The organism is Amycolatopsis sp. NPDC034160, assembly GCF_055575355.1.
In genome coordinates this window covers 160,969-184,033 of sequence record NZ_JBVISU010000013.1, presented here as the reverse complement: position 1 = coordinate 184,033, position 23,065 = coordinate 160,969, and the positions used below count along the sequence as shown (strand labels likewise).

The 23,065-nt window shown below is 68.7% G+C and carries 24 protein-coding genes; 13 read left to right on the top strand and 11 right to left on the bottom strand.

The annotated features are described in order from the left end of the window. Positions 1 to 233: 233 nt before the first annotated feature. Entirely contained in the window at positions 234 to 878 is a 645-nt protein-coding gene (locus ACZ54P_RS25175) for a GntR family transcriptional regulator (protein ID WP_465464069.1), read from the bottom strand. 183 nt (positions 879 to 1,061) lie between these two features. On the opposite strand from ACZ54P_RS25175, the gene ACZ54P_RS25170 reads away from it, so the two are divergent. Genes ACZ54P_RS25170 through ACZ54P_RS25150 form a run of 5 tightly spaced genes read left to right on the top strand, consistent with a single transcriptional unit; the run spans position 1,062 to position 5,416 of the window. Next, a complete protein-coding gene (locus ACZ54P_RS25170) occupies positions 1,062 to 2,306 on the top strand; it encodes an MFS transporter (protein ID WP_465464007.1) in 1,245 nt (414 codons plus the stop codon). Between the two features lie 26 nt (positions 2,307 to 2,332). Next, positions 2,333 to 3,127: a putative hydro-lyase gene (locus ACZ54P_RS25165; protein ID WP_465464006.1), complete on the top strand. Its 795-nt coding sequence runs from the start codon at positions 2,333 to 2,335 to the stop codon at positions 3,125 to 3,127. Beyond that, complete coding sequence (locus ACZ54P_RS25160) at positions 3,127 to 3,900, top strand: LamB/YcsF family protein (RefSeq protein ID WP_465464005.1); 774 nt, start codon at positions 3,127 to 3,129, stop codon at positions 3,898 to 3,900. The genes ACZ54P_RS25165 and ACZ54P_RS25160 overlap by 1 nt, the downstream gene beginning before the upstream one ends. Continuing rightward, positions 3,900 to 4,505: a 5-oxoprolinase subunit B family protein gene (locus ACZ54P_RS25155; RefSeq protein WP_465464004.1), complete on the top strand. Its 606-nt coding sequence runs from the start codon at positions 3,900 to 3,902 to the stop codon at positions 4,503 to 4,505. Before ACZ54P_RS25160 ends, ACZ54P_RS25155 begins: the two co-directional genes overlap by 1 nt. Next, positions 4,502 to 5,416, top strand: coding sequence for a 5-oxoprolinase subunit C family protein (locus ACZ54P_RS25150; protein ID WP_465464003.1), 915 nt, complete (start codon positions 4,502 to 4,504; stop codon positions 5,414 to 5,416). The genes ACZ54P_RS25155 and ACZ54P_RS25150 overlap by 4 nt, the downstream gene beginning before the upstream one ends. On the opposite strand, the gene ACZ54P_RS25145 is transcribed toward ACZ54P_RS25150, so the two are convergent. The 6 genes from ACZ54P_RS25145 to ACZ54P_RS25120 all read right to left on the bottom strand — a co-directional run bounded on the left by ACZ54P_RS25145 (position 5,373) and on the right by ACZ54P_RS25120 (position 10,673). Next, positions 5,373 to 6,011, bottom strand: coding sequence for an alpha-ketoglutarate-dependent dioxygenase AlkB family protein (locus ACZ54P_RS25145; RefSeq protein WP_465464002.1), 639 nt, complete (start codon positions 6,009 to 6,011; stop codon positions 5,373 to 5,375). The two genes, ACZ54P_RS25150 and ACZ54P_RS25145, sit on opposite strands and share 44 nt — an antisense overlap. A gap of 224 nt (positions 6,012 to 6,235) precedes the next feature. After that, positions 6,236 to 7,300, bottom strand: a complete 1,065-nt coding sequence (locus tag ACZ54P_RS25140) for a zinc-binding dehydrogenase (RefSeq protein WP_465464001.1) — start codon at positions 7,298 to 7,300, stop codon at positions 6,236 to 6,238. A 16-nt stretch (positions 7,301 to 7,316) separates the two neighbouring features. Further along, positions 7,317 to 7,709 carry a transcriptional regulator gene (locus ACZ54P_RS25135; protein WP_465464000.1) on the bottom strand — a complete coding sequence of 131 codons (393 nt, stop codon included), beginning with the start codon at positions 7,707 to 7,709 and terminating at the stop codon, positions 7,317 to 7,319. A gap of 200 nt (positions 7,710 to 7,909) precedes the next feature. After that, entirely contained in the window at positions 7,910 to 8,593 is a 684-nt protein-coding gene (locus tag ACZ54P_RS25130; protein WP_465463999.1) for a metal-dependent transcriptional regulator, read from the bottom strand. A gap of 35 nt (positions 8,594 to 8,628) precedes the next feature. Continuing rightward, positions 8,629 to 9,078 (bottom strand): GNAT family N-acetyltransferase, encoded by a 450-nt coding sequence (locus ACZ54P_RS25125; protein ID WP_465463998.1) that lies wholly within the window; start codon positions 9,076 to 9,078, stop codon positions 8,629 to 8,631. A gap of 5 nt (positions 9,079 to 9,083) precedes the next feature. Continuing rightward, on the bottom strand, positions 9,084 to 10,673 hold the full coding sequence (locus ACZ54P_RS25120) for an amidohydrolase (RefSeq protein ID WP_465463997.1): 1,590 nt from the start codon (positions 10,671 to 10,673) through the stop codon (positions 9,084 to 9,086). 47 nt (positions 10,674 to 10,720) lie between these two features. Between ACZ54P_RS25120 and ACZ54P_RS25115 the strand changes: the two genes are divergently transcribed. From ACZ54P_RS25115 to ACZ54P_RS25100, 4 genes are read left to right on the top strand one after another with little or no spacing between them, the layout of a single operon-like run. Continuing rightward, positions 10,721 to 11,464 (top strand): enoyl-CoA hydratase/isomerase family protein, encoded by a 744-nt coding sequence (locus tag ACZ54P_RS25115; protein WP_465463996.1) that lies wholly within the window; start codon positions 10,721 to 10,723, stop codon positions 11,462 to 11,464. Continuing rightward, positions 11,461 to 13,005: an AMP-binding protein gene (locus tag ACZ54P_RS25110; RefSeq protein ID WP_465463995.1), complete on the top strand. Its 1,545-nt coding sequence runs from the start codon at positions 11,461 to 11,463 to the stop codon at positions 13,003 to 13,005. Before ACZ54P_RS25115 ends, ACZ54P_RS25110 begins: the two co-directional genes overlap by 4 nt. Further along, positions 12,996 to 13,637, top strand: a complete 642-nt coding sequence (locus tag ACZ54P_RS25105; RefSeq protein WP_465463994.1) for a TetR/AcrR family transcriptional regulator — start codon at positions 12,996 to 12,998, stop codon at positions 13,635 to 13,637. Before ACZ54P_RS25110 ends, ACZ54P_RS25105 begins: the two co-directional genes overlap by 10 nt. Positions 13,638 to 13,695: 58 nt before the next feature. After that, complete coding sequence (locus tag ACZ54P_RS25100) at positions 13,696 to 14,040, top strand: hypothetical protein (protein WP_465463993.1); 345 nt, start codon at positions 13,696 to 13,698, stop codon at positions 14,038 to 14,040. Between the two features lie 142 nt (positions 14,041 to 14,182). Here ACZ54P_RS25100 and ACZ54P_RS25095 read toward each other — a convergent pair whose 3' ends face one another. Then, entirely contained in the window at positions 14,183 to 15,352 is a 1,170-nt protein-coding gene (locus ACZ54P_RS25095; RefSeq protein ID WP_465463992.1) for an acyl-CoA dehydrogenase family protein, read from the bottom strand. A 125-nt stretch (positions 15,353 to 15,477) separates the two neighbouring features. On the opposite strand from ACZ54P_RS25095, the gene ACZ54P_RS25090 reads away from it, so the two are divergent. Beyond that, on the top strand, positions 15,478 to 16,818 hold the full coding sequence (locus tag ACZ54P_RS25090) for a cation:dicarboxylate symporter family transporter (RefSeq protein ID WP_465463991.1): 1,341 nt from the start codon (positions 15,478 to 15,480) through the stop codon (positions 16,816 to 16,818). After that, a complete protein-coding gene (locus tag ACZ54P_RS25085; protein ID WP_465463990.1) occupies positions 16,815 to 17,504 on the top strand; it encodes a 4'-phosphopantetheinyl transferase family protein in 690 nt (229 codons plus the stop codon). The genes ACZ54P_RS25090 and ACZ54P_RS25085 overlap by 4 nt, the downstream gene beginning before the upstream one ends. A gap of 74 nt (positions 17,505 to 17,578) precedes the next feature. On the opposite strand, the gene ACZ54P_RS25080 is transcribed toward ACZ54P_RS25085, so the two are convergent. Further along, entirely contained in the window at positions 17,579 to 18,727 is a 1,149-nt protein-coding gene (locus ACZ54P_RS25080; RefSeq protein ID WP_465463989.1) for an isochorismate synthase, read from the bottom strand. Positions 18,728 to 18,834: 107 nt separating this feature from the next. Beyond that, a complete protein-coding gene (gene mihF / locus ACZ54P_RS25075) occupies positions 18,835 to 19,146 on the bottom strand; it encodes an integration host factor, actinobacterial type (RefSeq protein ID WP_005155963.1) in 312 nt (103 codons plus the stop codon). A gap of 451 nt (positions 19,147 to 19,597) precedes the next feature. Between mihF and ACZ54P_RS25070 the strand changes: the two genes are divergently transcribed. Then, positions 19,598 to 21,235, top strand: a complete 1,638-nt coding sequence (locus tag ACZ54P_RS25070; RefSeq protein ID WP_465463988.1) for a long-chain fatty acid--CoA ligase — start codon at positions 19,598 to 19,600, stop codon at positions 21,233 to 21,235. A 98-nt stretch (positions 21,236 to 21,333) separates the two neighbouring features. After that, a complete protein-coding gene (locus ACZ54P_RS25065; RefSeq protein WP_465463987.1) occupies positions 21,334 to 22,596 on the top strand; it encodes an ABC transporter substrate-binding protein in 1,263 nt (420 codons plus the stop codon). Here ACZ54P_RS25065 and ACZ54P_RS25060 read toward each other — a convergent pair. Next, the gene (locus tag ACZ54P_RS25060) at positions 22,565 to 22,987 is read right to left on the bottom strand and encodes a hypothetical protein (protein ID WP_465463986.1); all 423 of its coding nucleotides are present in this window, start codon (positions 22,985 to 22,987) and stop codon (positions 22,565 to 22,567) included. The two genes, ACZ54P_RS25065 and ACZ54P_RS25060, sit on opposite strands and share 32 nt — an antisense overlap. Positions 22,988 to 23,065 lie beyond the last annotated feature (78 nt).

Genomic DNA, 23,065 nt, shown 5'->3' with positions numbered 1-23,065 from the left:
GGGATGGGTGGAGAGCCCGGAGACGGGAACAACCCCACCCCCCCCCCACGACCCACTGGACCCACGCCCTGCGGCGTTGTCTGCGTGAAGGTGTGAAGTCGAGTTTCCTCGGCTGAGCCGAGGGAAGGGGGCCCTCACGCGCCGCTGCCCTCAAGGAGTCCTTCACGGCCCAGCCACTGCCGGCCCCGCCCACTCCACCACGACACGTTTGCCTCACCCCTCTATAGACGCGGTCAGGCGCGTTCCGCGTAGGCCTCGACGAGCTGGTTTTCGGCGTCGGTGAGGTACTGCGCGAGGAGCGCTTCGGCACCGAGGCCGTCGCCAGCCTCGATCCGTTCGAGGATCTCCGCGTTGCGCTTGAGGTACGGCTCGTGGAAGCGCCGCGGGTCGGCCATCATGTGGAACACCAGCCGCAGCTCGGCGAAGATGCCGCGCATCAGCTCGTCGATCCGTTCGCTGCCACCGAGTTCCGCGATCGCCGAGTGGAAGCGGATGTTCGCGGTGCCGAGGTCCTGCCAGCGCTCGCTCCGCTCGGCGAGCCTGCCGTCCTCGACCATGCGCGCGAGCTTCGCGAACGTCGGCGGCTTCTCCGTCACCGCCCGGACTGCGGAGCACTCGACGACCTTGCGCACCTTGTAGAGGTCGACGACGTCTTCGACGGACAGCACCCGCACGAAAACGCCGCGGTTGAGTTCATGGGTCAAGAGCCGCTCGTGCGTGAGCAGCCGGAACGCCTCACGCAGCGTGTTCCGCGAGACGCCGAGCGCCGAGCCGATGTCGTGCTCCGACAGCCGCACCCCCGGCAGGAAGAACCCTTCCGCGATCCGCGTGCGCAGGACGCCCGCGACCCGCTCGGCGGTGCTGGTGCGGCTGATCATGCCGCGATCCGCTTCGAGTCCTTCCACCGACGCAGGACCACCCTCCGCGATCGTCACGGGACCGGATCCTACCTACACACAAGAGGGCGAGCCAAGGATCCTCTTGTGGAATTGTTGAACAATACCTACAGTGGCTATCCATGTGACCCGTGCCACGATGAGCTTCATCCACTGGAGGTGCCGATGGACGCGACAGCCACTACCGGAGACACACGCCCCTTCGCCTGGTTCCGCACGCTCGGTTCGCGAGGCCGCCGGGCCTTCGTAGGCGCGTTCGGCGGGTACGGGCTCGACTCGTTCGACTACCAGACACTTCCGCTGGGTCTGGCCGCCATCACCGCTTACTACGGCCTCTCCGGGGGCGAGGCCGGTCTGCTCGGCACGACGACGCTGGTGGTCTCGGCGATCGGCGGCATCGGCGCGGGCATCCTGGCCGACCGCATCGGCCGCGTCCGCACCCTCCAAATCACCATCGCGATGTACACGATCTTCACCGTGCTCTGCGGGTTCGCGCCGAACTTCGAGACGCTCCTGATCTTCCGTGCCCTGCAGGGACTCGGTTTCGGCGGCGAATGGGCGGCCGGTGCCGCGCTGGTGGCGGAGTATTCGCAGGCGAAGTATCGCGGCCGCACGGTCGCCTTCGTACAGAGTGCGTGGGCGGTCGGCTGGGCGCTCTCGGTGGTCGTCTACACCGTCGTCTTCAGCCTGTTCAGCCCGGACATCGCGTGGCGCGTCATGTTCTGGACCGGCGTCATCCCCGCGCTGCTGGTGCTGTGGGTCCGCCGCAACGTCCAGGACGCCCCCGTCGCGGAAGCCGCCAGGGCCACCAAGAAGGACCGCGGCTCGCTTGCGGGCATCTTCAAGCCGGACCTGCTGCGCACGACGTTCTTCGCCGCACTCCTCGCCACCGGCGTCCAGGGTGGGTACTACACGCTCGCGACCTGGCTCCCGAGCTACCTGAAGACCACCCGTGGCCTGACCGTCATCGGCACCGGCGGTTATCTCGCGTTCCTCATCTCCGGCGCGTTCATCGGCTACGTCACCGGCGGATATCTCACGGATCTCCTGGGGCGCAAGAAGACCTTCCTGCTGTTCTCCGTACTTTCCGCGGGTCTCATCATCGCCTACACGCAGATCCCGGCGGGCGCGAACACCCTCGTGCTGTTCCTCGGCTTCCCGCTCGGGTTCTCGATGTCCGCGATCTTCAGCGGGTTCGGCGCCTTCCTCGCCGAGCTGTACCCGTCGGCACTGCGCGGGACCGGGCAGGGCTTCACCTACAACCTCGGCCGGGCCATCGGCGCGACCTTCCCGGCCGTGGTCGGTTTCCTCGGCGCCGGCGGCGCGATGGTGTTCGGCGCGGTCGGCTACGGCATCGCCGTACTGGCACTGCTCGGCCTGCCCGAGACTCGCGGCCGCGAACTTCTGTGACGACAATCGGAAGAGGAGGCACCGCGATGACCACCTTCGACGAACCGGCGACGATGACACCCGGCGAGGTCCGCGCCCTGTTCCGCGCGGGTACCGCCCGCCCGACCACCGGCTGGGCGAACGGGTTCACCCAGACCAACCTGATCGCCGTCCCCGAGGACTGGGCCTACGACGTCCTGTTGTTCTGCCAGCGGAATCCACAACCCTGCCCGGTGCTCGATGTCAGCGATCCCGGCGACCCGTCGACGCGGCTGGCACCCGGCGCGGATCTGCGCACCGACCTGCCGCGTTACCGCGTGTGGCAGAACGGCGCGCTGTCCGGCGAGGTCCCGGACGCGAGCGGGCTGTGGCGCAGTGACATGGTCGCGTTCTCGATCGGCTGCAGTTTCACCTTCGAATCGGCGCTGGCCGCGGCGGGAATTCCGCTGCGGCACGTCGACCAGGGCCGTAACGTCGCGATGTACGTAACGAACCGCGAGTGCGTCCCTGCCGGGCGCCTGCATGGTCCGATGGTGGTCTCGATGCGGCAGATCCCCGAAGACCGCGTCGACGACGCCGTGCGGATCACCCGCACGATGCCTTCCGTGCACGGCGCGCCCGTGCACGCCGGTGACCCCGGCGCGCTCGGTATCGCCGACCTCGGCCGACCCGATTTCGGCGATCCGGTCGAGGCGGAACCCGGTGACGTGCCGGTGTTCTGGGCGTGCGGCGTGACCCCGCAGGCCGCGCTGATGGCCTCACGGCCGCCGTTCGCGATCACGCACGCGCCGGGCTACATGTTCGTGACCGACAAACTCGACAGTGAGTTCAGGGTGGCCTGATGGACTTCAGCCGTATCGACCTCAACAGTGACCTGGGCGAGGGTTTCGGCGCCTGGAAGATGGGCGACGACGACGCCATGCTCGACATCGTCACCAGCGCGAACGTCGCGTGCGGCTTCCACGCCGGTGACCCCTCGGTGATGCGGCGCGTCTGCGAACGCGCGGCGGAACGCGGCGTCGTCATCGGCGCCCACGTCGCCTACCGCGATCTGGCCGGGTTCGGGCGACGGGCGATGGATGTCGCCCCCGCCGACCTGACCGACGACGTGCTCTACCAGATCGGCGCGCTCGAGGGGTTCGCGCGGGCGGCGGGGACGCGGGTGCGGTACGTCAAACCGCACGGGGCGTTGTACAACACCGCTTCCGTGGATCCGGAGCAGGCGGCCGCGGTGGTCGAAGGCATCCGCCGGTTCTTCCCCGCGCTCGCGCTGCTGTGCCCGCCGGACTCGGAAATGGCCAAGCAGGCCGAAAAAGCCGGATTTCCCGCGTACGCCGAGGCCTTCGCGGACCGCGCGTACACATCGGAAGGCCTTCTGGTGTCGAGGAAACTGCCGGGTGCCGTCCTCCACGACGCCGACGAGGTGACGACGCGGGCGGTCGCGATGGCGACCACCGGCAAGGTCATCGCCGACGACGGAAGCGAGCTGACGCTCCAGCCACATTCCCTGTGTGTGCACGGTGACACGCCCGGCGCCGTCGAGCTGGCGCGACGGATCCGCGCGGGACTGAGCGCGTCCGGCGTCCACATCGGACCATTCCTCGAGGCCGCGTGATGCGAGTGCTGCCCTACGGGGCGCGTGCGGCCATGGTCGACTTCGACGATCCGTCGGAGGTGCTCGGGCTGCACGCGTCACTGGAGCAGGATCCGCCGGACGGCGTCGTGGAACTGGTCCCGGCCGCGCGGACGCTCCTGGTCCGGTTCGACCCTGGCCGGACACACCACGACCGCCTCGCCGGCGCCATCCTGGATCGGTCCACTGTGGACGTATCGCCTCGCGAGACCGCGGAGATCGTCGTGCCCGTGCGCTACGACGGTCCGGACCTGGCCGAGGTGGCGGCAGCCGCGGGCATGTCGGCCGAAGCCGTCGTCCGGCGGCACGAAGACGGCACCTATGTCTCGGCGTTCTGTGGCTTCGCGCCGGGTTTCGCCTACCTGACCGGACTCGATCCCGCGCTGCACCTGCCGCGCCGGTCGAGCCCGCGCACCAGGGTGCCCGCCGGATCGGTCGCGATCGCGGGCGAGTACACGGCGGTATACCCGCACGCCTCGCCCGGCGGATGGCGGCTGATCGGGCGGACCACCCTGCCGGTGTGGGACGTCGAGCGGGAGCCGCCGAACCTGCTGGCGCCGGGCACGCGGATCCGGTTCACTTCATGACCGCGAAGCTCGAAGTCGTCCGCCCCGGTATCTTCGCCACCGTTCAGGACCTCGGGCGGCCGGGGCTGGCCGCGATCGGCGTCGGCCGGTCCGGTGCGGCCGACCGGGGCTCGCTGCGGCTGGCCAACAGGCTGGTCGGAAACCCCGAAGACAACGCGGCTCTGGAGTGCGTTCTAGGCGGCCTCGTGCTGCGTTTCTCCGCGCCCACGACCGTCGCCGTCACCGGCGCGCCCTGCTCGATCACCGTCGGCGGGCGGGCTTTCGGCCCGAACTCACCGATCCCGGTCGGCTCCGGCGACGAACTCGCCCTCGGCATGGCCTCCCGGGGTTTGCGTTGCTATGTCGCCGTGCGGGGTGGTGTCGACGTCGCTCCGGTGCTGGGTTCCCGGGCGACCGACACCCTCGGCAAACTGGGCCCGCCCGCGCTGTCCGCCGGGATGACCTTGCCGGTGGGGCAGCGGGTTTCGCCTCATCCCGGGGTCGACCTCGCGCCCCGCGCTCCGTTGGCGGAGGAGCCGGTGCTGCGGGTGACCGTCGGGCCCCGGGTGTCCTGGTTCGTACCCGGCGCACTGTCCACTTTGATCACTTCCGCCTTCGTGGCCACCGCTGACGTCGATCGCGTGGGCGTACGCCTGGAAGGCCCCGGGCTTTCGCGGGCGCGTGGTGGCGAGCTGCCGCCCGAGGCCGCCGTGCCCGGCGCGTTGCAGGTTCCTCCTTCAGGGCAGCCGATCCTGTTCCTGGCCGACCACCCGGTGACCGGGGGCTATCCCGTGATCGCGGTGGTCGAGGAGGCGGACCTGGAGGTGGCCGCGCAGGTGCGCCCGGGGCAGCGGATCCGCTTTCGGCTCGTGAGTGGTAATGACGGTTCTAACCGTCATTACCACTCACGAGGCCCGAAACCCGCAAAGTGAGGTTCAACCGCCCCACCAGCCCCAGTTCCGGATCAGCGGTCCCCGGCAGCACTTTCGGCACCCCGTGGAAGGCCAGTCTCGACTCGCCGCCGAACACGAACAGGTCCCCCGACCGCAGCTCGACGTCGGTGTAGGGCCGCCCGCGATCGGACGTGTTCCCGAACCGGAAGACGCAAGCGTCCCCCAGGCTCAGCGACACGACGGGCTCCAGCGACGCCTCGTCCTTGTCCTGATGCATCCCCATCTTCGCGGCGGAGTCGTAGAAGTTCACCAGTGCGATGTCCGGCTCGTACGACGACACCCCGTGGGCGTCGAAGACAGCACGCCTGCCGAGATCGCCCAACCACGAAGGAAACGGAAGGACCGGGGAGCCGTCGTCGGTCACCTTCGAATACCGGTACGGGTGCCAGTGCCAGCCGAGACAGACCGTCCGCACGGACATCACGCCGCCGTTCGGCAGCCGCGTCTGCCGGTAACCACGCCAGCCGCGACAGGCCTCGATCAACCGGCGTTGCGCGTCGAGATCGAGCCAGTCGGGGATATGCACGGCACCGGGTGCGACTTCGGCACGCGGGCGAGGGATCAGCGCGTCCACACACCGAGTGTGTCAAACGCCGGAACGAGGCCGCGCGCCGATGATCCGGTGGCCCCGGACCATGACCCCGGCCGCGGCGAACCACCTCAGTATCCGCCCGAAGAAGCGCGGCCGAGACGAAGTGTCCGTGACTGTCACAGCGGGAAAGCTGCCACATTCGGCCGAGAGAAGCCACCTTTTCGGACTACGCCGATCGGCCGGTTGACCACACCGCGTTCACCCGGTCACAGCGAATCACCGAATTCGACCACGGTCACCCCGGCCTGAGCGGGGACGGGATCGTTCATCGCCGCCAGCACCGCGGGGACGTCGTCGAGGCCGACCCGCTTGCCGATCATCCCGGCGAGATCGATCCCGGCGGTCGCCACCACCCGCAGCATCTCGGGGTATTCGTGCGCTTGCAGCCCGTGGATGCCGACGATTTCCAGCTCCCCGCCGATCACCCGGTGCATCGGGATCGGCGCGACACCCTGCGCGGGCGGCATCAGCCCGGCCTGGACGTGCCTTCCGCGTTTCCGCAGGCTGCCGATCGACGCCGCGCAGGTGGTCGGCGAGCCGAGGCAGTCGAGCGAGACATGCGCACCGCCGCCGGTCAGGTCGCGGACGTGCGCGGCGACGGCTTCGTGGCCTTCGAACTTGGACGCGTCCACGGTCACGGCCGCGCCCATCCGCGACGCCAACGCTCTGGCCTGCGGTGACGGGTCGACGGCGACCACCGAAGCACCGGCCGCGACGGCGAGCAGGATCGCCGAGACGCCGACCCCGCCGCAGCCGTAGACCGCGACCCACTGGCCCGGCCGGACGCCGCCCTGGCGCAGCACCGCGCGGAACGCCGTCCCGAACCGGCAGCCCAGCGCGGCCGCTTCGGCGGCGGACAGCGAATCCGGCAGCGCCACGAGGTTGACCTCGGCGTTCTCGATGGCGACGTACTCGGCGAACGAGCCCCAGTGGGTCGCGCCCGGCTGGAACTCGCGGTCGCAGATCTGCTGGTCTCCGGCCGCGCACTGGGCGCAGGTGCCGCACGCGCAGACGAACGGCGCGGTCACGCGGTCCCCGGCCGACCAGCCGCGGACGCCCTCACCGATCGACGCGATCCGGCCGGCGAGTTCGTGCCCCGCGACGTGCGGCAGCTTCACCGACGCGTCGTGACCCTGCCAGGAGTGCCAGTCACTGCGGCACACCCCGGTCGCGTCGAGGGCGATCACCACCCCGCCGGGGGGCACGGACGGATCCGGCACCTCGCGTACCTCGGGCAGCACCCCGAACTCTTCGAAGACGACCGCCCGCACCGGCTCTCCTCCACGTCTACGTCTCCCGGCCTCGCTGCATCACCAGGCTCTCGCCGGGCACCGTACACCGGGCCGCGCGCCCACGCGGTGAGCGCGATGGCCGCGGTGGTCCCAAAAGCCGGGACAGGGAGTCCGACGGCACCCCGAGGACATCCTCGAGATTCTTGAGCACCAGCAGGGATTCCGGCCGTTCGGGGCGGCAACGCCCGGACTGCCAGTGACTCAATGTCGCGAGACTGACCGAGCACCCCCGCCCGCGCAGCCGGTACCGGATCCGGTCGAGACCGAGACCCCTCGCCCTGATCGCCGCTCTGAGGGCGTCCGCGAACGGCCCGTTCTCCAGCAGCCGCCTGAGTTCACGTCCTTCCGCCACCCCCCGGTCGATGGTGTGTGTCCGCTGACCGGTCATTGTCATCGCCTTCGTACGCTCGCTAGCCACCCGGAATAGCGCAGCCTAGGCGCGTGAACACATGATCGGAAGGGTCTTAGATCACCTATCGGCTTCGCAGGCGGGTGATGTGCCGCGGGCGCGAATTATGCAGGGACGTAGGGAAAATTCCCACCACGCGACCCGGCCGAAACGCGTCCACAGTGGACACCGGGCGCGATTCAGCGCAGCTCGACCGACAGCGCCTGCGCGATCTCCTTGCCGATGGCGTGCGTCGCCGCGTCCGGCGGTGAGCCGACCTTGACCACCATCGGGCCGCCGAAGGGCTGGCGCTCGACGACCTCGATCCGCTCGCCGAGGGCGATGGCGTGCTCGGTGAGGTAGCGCAGGAGTTCCGGATCGGTGTCCCAGACGCGGACGATCTCGCCGACCGCGCCGGGCGGGAGGTCGTCGAGGATGCGCATCGGCAGCTCCTCGACGCTGCCGTCGGGGGCGGGGATCGGGTCGCCGTGCGGGTCGCGTACCGGGTTGCCGAGCTTCGCCGCGATCCGCTCGACGAGCCTGTCCGACACCGCGTGTTCGAGCGCGTCGGCCTCGGCGTGCACCTCGTCCCAGGTGTAGCCGAGTTCGGAGACCAGGTAGGTCTCGATCAGCCGATGGCGGCGGAGCACCGAGCGGGCGAGCAGCCTGCCTTCGGTGGTGAGTTCGATCCCGCGGTACGGGACGTGCGCGACCAGCCCCAGCTGGGACAGCTTGGTGACCATGCCGGACGCGGACGACGGGCTGACCTCCAGCCGTCCGGCCAGCGACGTGTTGGTGACGGCCTCACCGCGTTCCACCAGCCCGTAGATCACCCGGACGTAGTCCTCGACGGACGACGACCTGCGGCTTGCCCCTTCACCCATGGGTGCGAGTTTACGGCTTGCCGCGCACCGGCGGCTCACCCCGCGTGCGGCCGCCAGCGGTATCGGATCCAGCCCGGGACCTGCTCCGCGCCGAGCTGGGCGTAGAACGCCTCGCCCTTCTCGTTGCCCTCCTGCATGTCCCATTCGACCCGGCCCGGCGTCCGGGCGGCCAGCTCGTCGAGCAGCTCCCGCCCGAGGCCGAAGCGGCGGTGCTCCGGACGGACGAACAGGTCGTCGAGCCAGATCCCCGGTTTGGCCTCCCAGGTGGAGAAGTTCCAGCTGCAGAAGGCGAAGCCCGCGATCTTGCCGGGCTCGTCCGGTGGGGTGGCGAGCAGCACCCATGCCTTCGGATCGGGCCCGAAGAGGAACCCGGCCAGCTCCTGGCGGTCGAGCTTCAAATCGTGTTTGTCTTCGTAGACCGCGTGCTCCTCGATGAGCGCGCAGATCTCCTCGATGTCGTCCGCGACGGCGTCCCGTACCGGCATCCGTTTCAGCTCCGTTCGTAGACGATGTCGCCGCCGACGGCGGTGGCGACGACGTGGATCGAATCCAAAGTGGACTCGTCGGTCGGATCGGCCGAGAGCACGGCGAAGTCCGCGAGCTTGCCCGGCTCCAGCGTGCCCAGGTCCTTCTCGGCGAAAGCGGCGTACGCCGAGCCGTAGGTGTACGCGCGCAAGGCTTCGGCGGCCGTGAGCCGCTCATCGGGACCCAACACCACACCGGACGCCGTCTTCCGCCGCACCATGTCGGCGAGCGCGAGCAGCGGCGCGCCTTCCACGACCGGGCGGTCCGAGCTGGCGGGGAGCACACATCCGGCGTCGAGCAGGCTCTTGAGCCGGTAGCACCACGGCTCGCGTTCGGGGCCGAGCGCGGCCCGCATCCCGTCGCCGATCTCGTTGACGAACCGGCCCTGCGGTGAGGCGATCAGCCGCAGTGCGGCCAGCCGCTTCAGCTCCTCGGGCCGCAGCACCGCGCAATGCTCGATGCGATGCCGGTGATCGGGCCGCGGGTCCGCCTTGAGCGCGGCCTCGTAGGCGTCGAGCACGACGGTGATCGCACGGTCGCCGATGGCGTGTGTCGCGATCTGCCAGCCTGCCCGGTGCGCGGCGCCGATGGTCCGCGCGATCTCGTCCTCGGGCACCTGGAAGTAGCCGACGTTGTCCGGCTCACCGGCGAACGGCTCGTGCATCGCGCAGGTGCGGCCGATCAGCGAACCGTCGGCGAACAGCTTCATCGCCCCGATCCGCAGCCATTCGTCACCGAAACCGGTGCGCATCCCCAGGTCGAGACCGAAGCCCGCCCCCGCGTCGAGATCGTGCAGCACACTCGCCGCGACCATCACCGTGCTCCGCACCCGCAGCACCCCGCGATCGCGGGCGAGCTGGTAGGCGGCGAGTTCGGCCGGGGTCTCCCCCACGAGACCTCCGCCGATCCCGGCCTCCTGGACGCTCGTGATCCCCTCGGCCAGGTACCGCTCGCTCGCCCGGTCCAGGCCGCGCGCGACGGTCTCCACCGGCGTCGGATAGGTCAGCGGCCGCAGCAACAACTGGGCCTGCTCCCGCAGCAAACCGGTCGGCGAGCCGTCCTCGTCGCGGACGACGTCACCGCCCACCGGCACATTCGCCAGATCCAGCCGCTCCAGTACCGCCGAGTTGACCACGGTCATATGCCCGGACGTGTGCTTGAGCCGCACGAGGTGCCCCGGGGCCGCGCGGTCGAGTCCTTGCCTCGTCGGATGGCCACCCACGAGCTTGTTCTGGTCGTAGCCGCTGCCGATGATCCAGCCGCCCGGCGGCGTGTCGGCGGCGCGTCGCGCGACGGCGTCGTACACCTCGTCCACGCTGCGGCAATCCGAAAGCGGGACGTCGTCGAGCGCCATCCCGAACCAGGCCATGTGGTTGTGCGCGTCATGGAAGCCGGGGACGACGACGGAGCCGCCAAGATCGACGCGACGCTTTGCGGAAAGCGCGGCGGCATCGTCATCCAATGCGACGATATGCCCGTTCAGCACCGCTAGCGATACGGATTCCCCTGTTCCGGTGAGGAACCGGGCGTTCTCGTAGACCGTGTCGACCCGCATGAATCCGACCCTATCGATCGATCGATCGGTCGTCTAGGCTCGGCTCCATGAGCACCGTGGACTACGCACTCGACGATGGCATCGCGGTCATTTGGCTGAACCGCCCCGAACGGCTCAACGCGGTGGTCGCCGAACTGGTCGACGACCTGCTGGAGGCGCTCGACGCGGTCGCCCACTCCGACGCGCGGGCGGTGGTGCTCGCCGGGCGCGGACGAGCTTTCTGCGCGGGGCATGACCTCAAAGAGCCCACCCCCGAAGGTGATTCACGCCCGCGGCTCGACCGGCTACAGGACGTAACCCGCCGCCTTCGCGGGCTTCGTCAGCCCGTCATCGCCGCGGTCCACGGCTACGCGATCGGCGCGGGCGCCGAGTTCGCGATGGGCTGCGACCTGATCCTCGCCGCCGACGACGCGGTGTTCGCCTTCCCCGAAGTCTCCCTGGGCCTGAGCGTCACCGGCGCGGCGTCGCGGTTGCTGCCGCTGCTGGTCGGCCCGTTGAAGGCCAAGGAACTCCTGCTGCTGGGTGACCGGGTGAGCGGCGCCAAGGCGCACGAACTCGGCCTCGTCAACGCCGCCCTGCCCGCCGACGACCTGATGGACACCGCGCTCGACTGGGCGGGCCGGATCGCCGCCCATCCGCCCGCCGCGGCCACCATGGCCAAACGGGCCCTCGATTCCGGCATAGACAGCTCGCTCGACGCCGCACTCGAACTGGAAGTCAGCCACGCGCTGATCACCGAACACTCCGCCGCCGTCCTCTCCTCGGCCGAGGCCTTCCGGAGCCGCACATGACCTCGCTCGCCGGGATCGACACCCTTCTCGGCCTGACCACCCGTGCCGCGGCATTGTGGCCGGACAAGACGGCGTGGATCTTCGACGCGACCGGTGAACGCTTCACCTTCGCCGACGTCGACAGGCGCAGCACGGAGTTCGCCCGCGCGCTGCTGGACCTCGGCGTCGAGCCGGGCGACCGGGTCGCCGTGATGCTGCGGAACCAGCCGGAGTTCCCGCTGCTGTGGCTGGCGCTGGCCAAGATCGGCGGCATCCTCGTCCCGGTCAACACCGGTTACCGCGAATTCGACGGCGCCCACGTGCTCCGGCATTCCGGCGCCAGATTCGCCGTCGCCGCCGAAGAGTTCCTGGAGCTGCTCGAGAAGATCGCGCCGGAGAGCTCGCTGGAGCGGGTGCTCACCCCCGGCGAACTGACTGGTTCCGGGGCCACCCCGGACTTCGTGAGCGAAGGCGAGCGCCCGGTCAACATCCAGTACACCTCGGGCACCACGGGCGCCCCCAAGGGTTGCGTACTGCCGAACCGGTACTGGACGACCCTGTCCATCAGCCTGGCGACGGACTTCCCCACGGTCGGCGCGGACGACGTCATCCTGACCGCGCAACCGTTCCACTACATCGATCCACAGTGGAACGTCGCGCTGGGGCTCGCGGGCGGCGCGACACTCGTGGTGCTCGACCGCTTCCACCCGTCCACGTTCTGGGAGAAGGTCCGCGAACACGGCGTCACCTGGTTCTACTGCCTCGGCCTGATGCCCACGCTTCTGCTGCGGCAGCCGGAGAGCGAACTGGACACCGCGCACCGGGTCCGCGCGATCTGCGCGTCGGCCATCCCGCGCGATCTGCACGCCGCGCTCGAAGCCCGCTGGAACACGCCATGGTACGAGGCCTTCGGCATGACCGAAACCGGCGGCGACATCCGGATGTACCCGGCGGATCACGAGGAGACGATCGGCACCGGCTGCCTGGGCAGGCCCGCGCCCACCCGCGAGGTGATGATCGCCGACGCGGACGGCAAACCCCTGCCACGAGGGGAAACCGGTGAGCTCCTGATCCGAGGGGTCGGCCTGATGCACGGCTACCACGACGATGCCCAGGCCACCGCACGCGCGTTCGAAGGCGGCTGGTTCCACACCGGCGACCTGGCCACAATGGACGTCGAGGGCCGCGTGTACTACGTGGGCCGCACCAAGGACATGATCCGGCGCAGCGGCGAGAACATCTCCGCCGACGAGGTCGAACGGGCCCTGCAGCTGCATCCGGCGGTCAAGCTCGCCGCCGTCGTCGCGGTACCGGACGAGATCCGCGGCGAGGAGGTCAAGGCGTACATCGTCCTTGACGAGAACGAGGGGCACGAGTGCGCACCGGCCGAACTGGCGGAGTTCTGCTCGGCGAAACTGGCCTACTTCAAGGTGCCCCGCTTCTGGGCGTTCCCCAAGGAACTGCCGATGACCCCGTCGGAACGGGTCGCCAAGGGCGAGCTGAAGAAGGTGGCCGACCCGCGGGCCGGATCCTGGGACCGGACCACCGGCTCATGGCGGTGAGCACCCGCGAAAGGGTCCGCCAGGCGGCGGTGAAACTGTTCGCCACCAAGGGTTTCCACGGGACCGGCATCCGGGACCTCGCCCAGGAGGCCGAGCTGTCGTCGGCCAGCCTCTACCACTACATGGGCACCAAAGAGGATCTGCTGGTGGCCATCATGAACGAGTCGCTGCGGCGGCTGCTCGACGCGGCGGAGCAGGCGACCGCCGGACTGGCCGATCCCGTGTCGCGGCTCGGCTCCCTGGTCGCGCTGCACGTCCTCGCGCACGCCATCCAGCCGGATGACACCCGCGTGGTGGACAACGAGGTCCACGCGCTCACCCCCGGCGCCAGGGCCGAAGTGGTGGGGCTGCGCGACGCCTACGAACGGCTGTGGGCGGACGCCATCGAAGACGGTGTCGCGGCAGGCGTCTTCCACACCGATCAGCCTTCGGTGACCCGGCTCGCACTGGTGGAGATGTGCAGCGGGGTCGCGCGCTGGTATTCGCCGCAGGGGCCGCTCAGCCTGGATCAGCTGGCCGCGCACTACGCGGAACTGGCGCTGCGGGCGCTGGGCTGCGCCGATCCGCTGGGGCCCGTGCACCTGCAAAACTGCCGTGAAGTGGTCTCAGGAGTGTGGCGAGTGCCCGTTTAACGGCGACTCCTACCCGGTACGCCTTGCTCAGACGGCTTGTCTGGGGGACGCTCGAAGGGTGACTGAGCAAACGATCCAACTCGAACTGGACGACTCGGGTCTCTCGCCGGCGTTGCCGGTGCCTTCGAACCCCCGTGATCAGGTGCAGGACGTCCCCTACCGCCCGGTGGGATTCCGGGACGACGACCTGCCCACGGCGCTCGAACGGTGCGCGACATGGCTACGCCAGGCTCAGGAGTGGCTCGGGGAACCGGTCGATGTACTGGCCGTCCATCTCGACTACGACGACCGTCAGGGTTCGCCGTATTACGACGTGAAACTTCTCTGCAACGAAGAGGACCTGGCCGGGGTCCCCATCGCGATGCGGAACCAGAAGGACGACGACGAAGAGGAAGACGACTAGAGGCCCACGCGATGAAGGGGCCTTTCCTAGCGAATTTGCTATGAAAGGCCCCTTCATCGCACTTGGCGGGCGCCCGCGTGGGTCGTGAGTGGCGATTCGGGTTCTAACCCGAATCGCCACTCACGACCAGTCTGTACCCGTCTCAGCCGAGGGTGCCGCCGACCTTGACGTGCCCCTTCAGCAGGTTGCGCGCGATGGTCCGGCGTTGGATCTCGTCGGTGCCCTCGTAGATCCGCAGCAGCCGCAGTTCGCGGTACCACCGCTCGACCGGCAGTTCCCGCGTGTAGCCCATTCCGCCGTGGATCTGCAGGACGCGGTCGACGATCTCGTTCGCCTTCACCCCGCCGTAGAGCTTCGCCATCGACTGAGCGTGCCGGGAATCCAGCTTCTGGTCGACCTGCCAGGCGGCGTGCAGCACCAGCCAGCGCAGCGCCTCCAGCTCGACGCCGGAGTCCGCGATCATCCACTGGATCGCCTGGCGCTCGGCGATCTTCTGCCCGAACGTCTCCCGCGTGTTGGCGTGCTCGATGGCCATCGAGATCAGCCGCTCGCACGAGCCGATGGCGCGGGCGGGCAGCAGGTAGCGGCCGGCGCCGATCCACTGCATGGCCAGGTCGAAACCGTGGCCGAGTTCACCGAGGATCTGTGTCTCCGGCACGCGGACGTCCTCGAAGACCAGTGACGCCGGGCCCCATTCGCCCATGGTGTCGATGTACTCGGACTTCCAGCCCGCGTCGCGGTCGACGAGGAAGCAGGTGACGCCGCCGTTCGCGCCCTTCTCCGGGTCGGTGATCGCGAAGACCATCACGAAGTCGGCCTCGTTACCGCCGGTGATGAAGGTCTTCTCGCCGTTGATGACCCAGTCGGTGCCGTCCTTGCGGGCGGAGGTCCGGATGGCCTTCGCGTCCGAGCCCGCGCCGGGTTCGGTGATCGCGAAGCACGATTTGCGCTCGCCCGAGATCGTCGGGAGCAGGTAGCGCTCCTTCTGCTCGTCGTTGGCGTAGTACAGGATGTTGTCCGCCGTGCCGCCGAAGCGGAACGGGACGAACGTGCGGCCGAGTTCGGCCTCCAGCAACGCGGTCATCACCGCGGACAGGCCCATGCCGCCGTACTCCTCGGGCGTCTGCACGCCCCAGAACCCGGACTCCTTGGCCTTCAGCTGCAGCTCGCGAAGTTCGTCGGAGGTGAGGCCGGGCTGACCGGCGCGTTCGCGGCGCAGCACCTCCTGCTCACGCGGCATCAGCTCGCGCTGGACGAACGTGCGTACCCAGTCACGCACCTCGCGTTCTTCGACGCTCAGAGAGAAATCCATGGTCGGCCTGTTCCTCCTCGGCATTACTAAGCGCTTGCTTAGTCCCAGAGTACCGCTTCGGTTGTCGAACACGAGGTCCTGTCATAAGTTTTCGCAACCTGTTCTCACCTCGTCGAAGGGCACCCATGAGCACGCAGGAACCCGCGACGAAGCGGGACCGGACGCATTACCTCTATCTCGCCGTGATCGCCGCCGTACTGCTCGGCATCGCGGTCGGCATCCTGTTCCCGCAGGTCGGCAAGGAACTGAAGCCGCTGGGCACCGGCTTCGTGAACCTCATCAAGATGATGATCTCGCCGATCATCTTCTGCACGATCGCGCTCGGCGTCGGCTCGGTGGCGAAGGCCGCGAAGGTCGGCCGCGTCGGCGGGCTCGCGCTCGGCTACTTCCTGGTCATGTCGACGGTCGCGCTGGTCATCGGCCTGGTCGTCGGCAATCTGCTGCAGCCCGGCGCCGGACTGCACCTGACCCCGGAGATCGCCGAAAAGGGTCAAGGTCAGATCGCCAAGAGCGAGGGCACGGTCGACTTCCTGCTCGGCATCATCCCCAAGACGCTGGTTTCGGCCTTCACCGAGGGCGAGGTGCTGCAGACGCTGCTGGTCGCGCTGCTCGCCGGGTTCGCATTGCAGAAACTGGGCACGAAGGGCGAGCCGATCCGCCGCGGCATCGAGCACATCCAGCGGCTCGTGTTCCGGATCCTCGCGATGATCATGTGGGCGGCCCCGATCGGCGCGTTCGGCGCGATCGCCGCCGTCGTCGGCGAGACCGGCTGGAAAGCACTGCAGAGCCTCGCGGTGATCATGCTCGGCTTCTACCTCACCTGCGCGCTGTTCGTGTTCGTGGTGCTCGGGCTGCTCGTCGGCCTGCTGGCCAGGGTCAACATCTTCAAGCTGCTGAAGTACCTCGGCCGCGAGTTCCTGCTGATCCTGTCGACGTCGTCGTCGGAATCGGCGCTGCCGCGACTGATCGCGAAAATGGAACACGCCGGCGTCTCCAAACCGGTCGTCGGCATCACCGTGCCGACCGGGTACTCGTTCAACCTCGACGGCACCGCGATCTACCTGACGATGGCGTCCATCTTCATCGCCGACGCGCTCGACAAACCGCTGACCATCGGCGAGCAGATCTCCCTGCTGGTGTTCATGATCATCGCGTCGAAGGGCGCGGCCGGGGTCACCGGCGCCGGGCTCGCGACGCTGGCGGGCGGGTTGTCCTCGCACCGGCCGGAACTGGTCGACGGCGTCGGGTTCATCGTCGGCATCGACCGGTTCATGTCCGAGGCCCGCGCACTGACGAACTTCGCGGGCAACGCCGTCGCGACCGTGCTCATCGGCACCTGGACCAAGGAGATCGACCGCGAGCAGCTGGACCGGACCCTGAACGGCCAGTCGCCGTTCGACGAAGCGACGCTCCTCGACGAGGATTCGAGTGAGGCCGATGTGGGATCGGGTAAAAAGAAGACGTGATCGAATGTGCGGTCCGCTGGTCGGCGCCCCTGCCCCCTGAACCCCGGTTCCTGAAGCTGCTCGACCGGCTCGAACAGGGCCGGTACGACAACTATCGCCAGGACATCGACAAACGCCGGTTCCTGACCGGCCGTGTACTGGCCAAAACCATCACCGCCGAGCGGCTCGGTCTGGCCGTCGAGGACGTGAGCTTCGACGCGACCTGTGACGACTGCGGCAAACCGCACGGCCGCCCCAGGGTGCCCGGCGCGCCGCTGATGCTGTCGATCTCGCATTCCGGCGACCTCATCGGCGTCGCGGCCACCGCGGGCACCCCGGTCGGCCTCGACGTCGAGACCGCGACCAGGCGGGCCGACGATTCGCTCATCGAGTACGCGCTGAGCCCGGCCGAGCGGGCGGCGGTGTCCGGTCTGCTCCCCGAGCAGCGGACGACGGCGTTCTTCACCTACTGGACGCGCAAGGAAGCCGTCATAAAGGCCACCGGTAAGGGCCTGAAGATCCCGCTGCAGAGCATCACGTTCTCCGGGCACGACGAGGAGGCGCGGCTGGTCTCCTCGGGCGACTCGGCCCTCGACCCGGCGCGGACGCGGCTCGTGGACCTGAAGGCGGCCGAGGGCTACCGGGCCGCCGTCGCGCTCCTGACCTCCGACGAGATCTCCGTGAGCGAGGACTTCGCGCCCCTCTGACTCCCGCATTTCGTCCTCTCAATGCGGTACTTGCGCGTGCAACTACCGCATTGAGAGGACTAAACGCCGGAGGGTCAGACCTCCAGGCCCATCGCGGCCAGCAGGGTGCGGAACTTCGCCGACGTCTCGTCCAGCTCGGTCCTGGGGTCGGAAGCGGGCACGATGCCACCGCCGGCGTACAGCCGCATGGAGGTGTCGGCGATCTCCGCGCACCGGATCCCGACGGCCCATTCGCCGTCCCCGGCCGCGTCGACCCAGCCGACGGCGCCCGCGTAGTACGCGCGATCGAACGGCTCGAGCTCGCCGACCAGCGAGCGGGCCGCGTCGGTCGGGGTGCCGCAGACGGCGGGCGTCGGGTGCAGCGCGGCGGCGAGGTCCAAGGCGGTGACGTCCTCGTCGATCAGCTCACCGGTGACGGTCGTCGAGAGATGCCAGATCGCCGGGGTCGAGACCAGCTCCGGGCCGCGGACGTCGAGCGTGCGGCAGAACGGCCGCAGGATCTCGACGACGGATTCCACCACCACGGCGTGTTCGAGGTGGTCTTTTGCGGACGCCAGGAGCGCCTCACCCTTGGCCTTGTCGATCGCCGGGTCCGCCGACCGGGGCATCGACCCGGCATGCGGACGCGACAGGACGGAGCCGCCGGTGCGGGACACCAGGAGTTCGGGGGTGGCGCCGACGAGCGTGCGCCCGCCGGGCAACTGCACGGCGTACGTGGTGTGCCGGGGATTGCCGTTCGCCAGGTTCCGGACGACGTCGGCGACCGGAACGGCTCCGGCGAAATCGAGATCGAGCGCACGGGCCAGCACGACCTTGCGCAGGTCGCGTTCGCTCAGCGCCGAGACGGCCGCGCGGACGGCGGCCAGATGCGCCTCCGGTTCAGGCACCGGAGTGACCTTCACCGGCTGCGGAAGCGCCGTACGAGGCGGTACGGCGGCCTGGTCGGACGACGCGCGATGGACCGCGCGCGGCAGGACCAGATGCCCCGGCGTGGACGTGCCCTCACTGGTGTCGAAGGGCAGCACGCCGACCGCGATCGGGGCACCCGAGTCGGCGAACAGTCCGGGCAGCACCCGGGACAACCGCGCCGGATCGGTTTCGGTCGCGGTGGCCGCGGCACCGGTCGCGAGGAGCGCGTGCCGCGCCGTGGCCAGGAGGAAGTCGCCCCGCTCGTAGCGGGCGGCCAGGTCTGCCGGGGTCACCGGTGCGGTACTGGTCGTCACCCCACCAGCCTCCCAGGCTCGGGCTGAGACCAGGGGAAAGTGTTGCCCGGGCAACAGCCTCTCGGGCGACACCTTCCCCTGGACAGCCCGTGACCTGGGTGGAAGCGTTACTTCAGCGCCTCGAGGAGGGCCTCACGCTGCCGCTCACCCAGGCCGGCGGCGCGCCGGTCCGGGTCGATTCCGGCCTGCTCCAGCAGGGCGGCGACCTTGACCGCGCCCAGACCGGGCACGGCCTTCAGCAGCTGCGTGACCTTCGTCTTGCCGATGGTCTTGTTCTCCTTGGCCTGCTTGAGCACCTTGTCGATGCTCTCCTTGCCGGACTTGATCGACGCAAGCAGCTCGGAGCGCGCCTTGCGAGCCTCAGCCGCCTTGGCGAGGGCATCGGCGCGCTGCTCCGGAGTCAACGTGGGCAGAGCCAACGTAGTAGTCCTTTCATCTCAGGTCTCCGCTTTCGCGGCCGACGGCCATTTACCCGTGCTTGCAGCCGCAAGCGCTGGCCAGCCGTCTCTGTACCACGGCCCCAGTAAACGCCACCTGTTCCGTGGCAGTGAAACCGACACGCACTTATTACCCCTCGACCACGCCCTGGGCAACCCGCCCCAGCCTGCGGAAACGCGCCATTCAGGGGTCGATTCGATGGCGTTCATCACCCTTATGAGCGATACCGACACTTCGCACTGTTGGTCATTTTTCGTTTGACGGTAAGAAAAAGACGAATTATTGACGATCTTGACCCGAACCGGCGGCCACCCGTTAGCGCGACACTGTGACCGAACGGTTGCCTGCGACGTTACTGACCAGTTCACCCCACCCGGATTAGAGTCGGCGCAACCCCAGTTCACCGGAGAACGAGCACCACGGGAGTACACGATGTTGAGCACGATGCAGGACGGACAGCTGTCGTTGGCGAGGCTGCTCCGCCACGGCACGACGGTGCACTCCGAGAGCGAGGTGATCACCTGGACCGGTTCAGAAGCCCGTCGCGAGACCTACGGTGAACTCGGCAAGCACGCCGCGCGGCTCGCCAACGCCCTCCGGAGCCTGGGCATCACCGGTGACCAGCGGGTCGGCACCTTCATGTGGAACAACGCCGAGCACATGGCCGCCTACCTGGCCATTCCCGCCATGGGCGCGGTGCTGCACACGCTGAACATCCGGCTGTTCCCCGAGCAGCTGGTCTTCGTCGCCAACCACGCGGAGGACCAGGTCGTCATCGTCGACGGCACGCTGGTCCCGCTGCTGGCCAAGCAGCTGCCCGAGCTGAAGACGGTGCGTCACGTCATCGTGGCCAACGGCGACCCCTCCAGCCTCCCGGCGCCCGAAGGCGTCCAGGTGCACTCCTACAGCGAGCTGCTGGCGGGCCAGCCCGACACCTTCGACTGGCCCGACGTGGACGAGCGGTCGGCCGCCGCGATGTGTTACACCTCGGGCACCACGGGTGACCCGAAGGGCGTCGCGTACTCACACCGGTCGATCTGGCTGCACTCGATGCAGGTCACCATGTCCGACAGCATGCGGCTGGCCCAGCACGACAAGGCCCTCGCGATCGTCCCGATGTTCCACGCGATGGCGTGGGGAATGCCGTACGCGGCGATGATGGTCGGCGCTTCGCTGCTGATGCCGGACAGGTTCCTCCAGCCCGCCCCCATCGCGCAGATGCTCGACGCGGAGAAGCCGACCTTCGCCGGTGCCGTCCCCACCATCTGGCAGGGCCTGCTCTCGCACCTCGACGCGAACCCTCAGGACATCTCGCATCTGCGCGAGGTCGTGGTCGGCGGTTCGGCCGCACCGCCGTCGCTGATGCACGCGTTCGAAGACCGCTACAACGTGCCGATCCTGCACGCCTGGGGCATGACCGAGACGTCGCCGCTGGGCAGCGTCGCGCGTCCCCCGGCGGCCGCGACCGGCGAGAAGGCCTGGGAGTACCGCTACACGCAGGGCCGGTTCCCGGCGTCCGTCAGCGCCAGGCTGATCGGCGACAACGGCGAAGAACTGCCGTGGGACAACGAAAGCGTCGGCGAACTCGAAGTACAGGGGCCCTGGATCGCGGCGTCGTACTACAGCGGCACGAGCGACGAGGAGCCCGACCCGGAGAAGTTCCACGACGGCTGGCTGCGCACCGGCGACGTCGGCAAGATCAGTCCGGACGGCTACCTCACGCTCACCGACCGCGCGAAGGACGTCATCAAGTCCGGCGGCGAATGGATCTCGTCGGTGGACCTGGAGAACCAGGTGATGGCGCATCCGGCGGTCGCCGAAGCGGCCGTCGTCGGCATCCCCGACGAGAAGTGGGACGAGCGCCCGCTGGTCGCCGTCGTGGTGAAGGAAGGCCAGAGCGTCACGGCCGAGGAATTGCGCGCCTTCCTGGCAGACAAGGTCGCGAAGTGGCAGCTTCCGGAGAATTGGACCTTTGTGGACGAAGTCCCCAAGACCAGCGTCGGCAAGTTCGACAAGAAGCGGCTGCGGGCCTTCCACTCCGAAGGAAAGCTCGACATCAGTCAGCTCTAACGGGTTAACCTCCCGCGCGCCTGCCCTTCCGTGAAGCGCATCTTGAGGGACGCTGTCCGCAAGATGCGCTTCACGGCTCTGGCGAAGGGTTTCATTTGGTGCGTAAGACAAGCAGGCGCGCGTTCCTGGCGTTGGCGGGGGCCACCGCGCTCTCCGCCTGCGGGTCCAACACCGTCCAATCGGGAAAGCCGCCACCCTCGACGGCCTTCTCCGCCGCCGCGACCCGGCCGAAGCCGAAGCCGGTGAACCTTTCGCAGTGGTACCACCCCTATCCCGAACTCGGGGTCCAGGAAGCCGTCACGCGGTACGCGGCCGCGTACCAGAAGTCCAAGGTGGCGGTGCAGTGGAATCCCGACGACTACGAAACGAAACTGGCCGCGGCACTGCAGGCCGGCCCGGTTCCGGACATCTTCGAAGGCCAGGTCACCCTCGACCGCGTCCGGCAGAATCTCCTCGTCCCGCTTGACGACGTTCTCGCGCCCGTGCGCGGCGATTTCAATCCTTCGGTGCTCGCGGCACAGACCGTGGACGGCAGGACGTACGGAATCCCGCAGGCACTCGACACCCAGGTTCTCTTCTACCGCAAGAGTTTCCTGCAGGAAGCCGGGGTGCAGCCGCCGCAGACGCTCGACGAACTCGTCGACGCGGCGCGGAAACTGTCCAAGGACGGCGTCAAAGGCCTGTTCGCCGGCAACGACGCGGGCGCGGCGGCGCTCGCCGGACCGTTGCTGTGGGCCGCGGGCCTCGACTTCGTCAAGGACGGCAAGTCCGTCGGCTTCGACGATCCGCGCGCCGCGACCGTGTTCGGGAAACTGCGCGACCTCAACGGTTCGCTGCTGCTGGGCGCCCCGGCGGACTGGGCGGATCCGATCCCGTTCATCGACGGCCTCGCCGCGATGCAATGGACCTGGCTGGCGAACCTGCCGAAGATCCAGGACACCATGAAGGATGACGTCGGCGTTATGGCCTTCCCCCGGCTCGACGCGGCGGGCGCGGCTTCGGTCCCGGTCAGCGGCATGAGCGCGATGGTGCACTCGAAGAGCCTGAACCCCAACGCCGCCAAGGACTTCGTCAAGTGGCTGTGGCTGGAACGGACCGACTTCCAGCAGGAGTTCGCCACGAAGTTCGGCTTCCACCTGCCCGCACGACTCAGCGTCCTCGACAAACTCGTCTCAGCGAACGACGCCACCCGGCTGGCCAGGGAGCACGGCCGCGCCGCCGGTCCACTGTGGACACCGGCGGCGAACACCGCGCTCGTCGAGGCGCTGGGCCGGATCGCCCGCGACGGTGCCGATCCGGTGGCCGAGACGAAGGCTGCGGTCGAGGCCGTCAAAGCCGAACTGGGTCGCCTGTCCGCGTGAACCACCGCGATCGGACGTAGGCGACGATCAACACGATCGACAGCAGCACCGCTCCCCCGTCGGTGACCACGGACGGCAGGACACCCGGCCAGCCGTACTCCTCGATCGCCGCGCGGTGCACCTCGAACGGTACGACGAACACGCCGCACGCCTGGCCGACGTTGATCGCGAGCACCGGCCAGAACAGCCACCGGCGGCGGAACCAGACGAGCAGACCGAGCACGTTGCCGACGATGAAGACGTTGCCCACCAGCCGCAACGCGCTCAGATAGGTGGGCGCGTCCTCGGTCGGCGCGCCCTTGAGCCGCATGCTCCGCTCAATCAGGTCCAGATCGATGACGACGTAATTCTGTAGCGCCGTCCCGACCACGAACACGATCGACAAAAGCACGGTGACCAGGCGAATTTTCGGTGTCCAGCGCATCACTTCCCCCAATCTCTATCAGTGATAGAGACAAATCTATCACTG